The organism is Variovorax pasteuri (genome assembly GCF_051216435.1).
Classification (GTDB): Bacteria; Pseudomonadota; Gammaproteobacteria; order Burkholderiales; family Burkholderiaceae_C; genus Variovorax.
Window position 1 is genome coordinate 1 of record NZ_JBPJZS010000022.1, and the last position, 1,265, is coordinate 1,265.

Here is a 1,265-nt window from a genome sequence, read left to right on the forward strand (position 1 = left end):
TAGAAAACGTCCTTCTGCTCGACCATCATTTCGCGGATGCCCGCGTCGACGATCACCGCCATCTCGCCCGCGTAGGCCGGGTCGTAGGCCTTGCAATTGGGGATGGTCGCGGCCACCAGGTGGCTGCTGCCGTCCTGGTGCTGCAGGCCTTCGCCGCCGAGCGTGGTGCGGCCCGAGGTGGCGCCCAGCAGGAAGCCGCGCGCACGCTGGTCGGCGGCGGCCCAGATGGCATCGCCCACGCGCTGGAAGCCGAACATCGAGTAGTAGATGTAGAACGGCAGCATCGCCAGCCCATGCACGCTGTAGCTGGTGGCCGCGGCCGTCCAGCTGGCGATGGCGCCGGCTTCGCTGATGCCCTCTTCCAGGATCTGCCCGTCGGTGGCTTCGCGGTAGCTCAGCACCGAGCCGATGTCTTCGGGCGCATAGCGCTGGCCCACGCTCGAATAGATGCCCACCTGCTTGAACAGGTTGGCCATGCCGAAGGTGCGTGCCTCGTCGGCCACGATGGGCACGATGCGCGGGCCCAGGGCCGGGTCCTTCATGAGGTTGCCCAGCATGCGCACGAAGGCCATGGTGGTGCTCATTTCCTTGCCCGCCGCAGCCGTCGCGAACTGCGCGTAGCTCGCGATGTCGGGCTTGGGCACCACGTCGCAGGCGGTCTCGCGGCGCGGCATGGCGCCGCCGAGCGATTCGCGGTGCTGGCGCAGGTAGCGCATCTCGGCGCTATCTTCCGCCGGGCGGTAGAAGTCCATCGCGGTGGCCTGCGCGTCGGTCAGCGGCAGGTTGAAGCGGTCGCGGAATTCGATGAGGTCCACGTCGCCCATCTTCTTGTGCGAGTGCGTGGTCATCTTGCCCTGCGCGGCGCTGCCCATGCCGTAGCCCTTCTTGGTGTGGGCGAGGATGACGGTGGGCTGGCCCTTGTGCTTGGCGGCCGCGGCATAGGCGGCGTGGATCTTCACGAGGTCGTGGCCGCCGCGCTTCAGGCGGTCGATCTGCTCGTCGGTCATGCCTTCGGCCAGGCGCGCGAGCTCGGGGTTCTGGCCGAAGAAGTTGTCGCGGTTGAAGCGGCCGTCCTTGGCCGCGAAGGTCTGCATCTGGCCGTCGACGGTTTCGGCGAACACGCGGGCCAGGGCACCGCTCACGTCTTGCGCGAACAGGCCGTCCCAGTCGCTGCCCCACACGAGCTTGACGACGTTCCAGCCCGCGCCGGCAAAGAGCTTCTCGAGCTCGTCGATGATGCGGCCGTTGCCGCGCACCGGGCCATC

General features: G+C 68.1%; 1 pseudogene. It reads right to left on the reverse strand.

Annotated features, from left to right (window positions below):
- A pseudogene (locus ACSFBM_RS33935) lies at positions 1–1,265 on the reverse strand (pyruvate dehydrogenase (acetyl-transferring), homodimeric type); the annotation flags it as partial.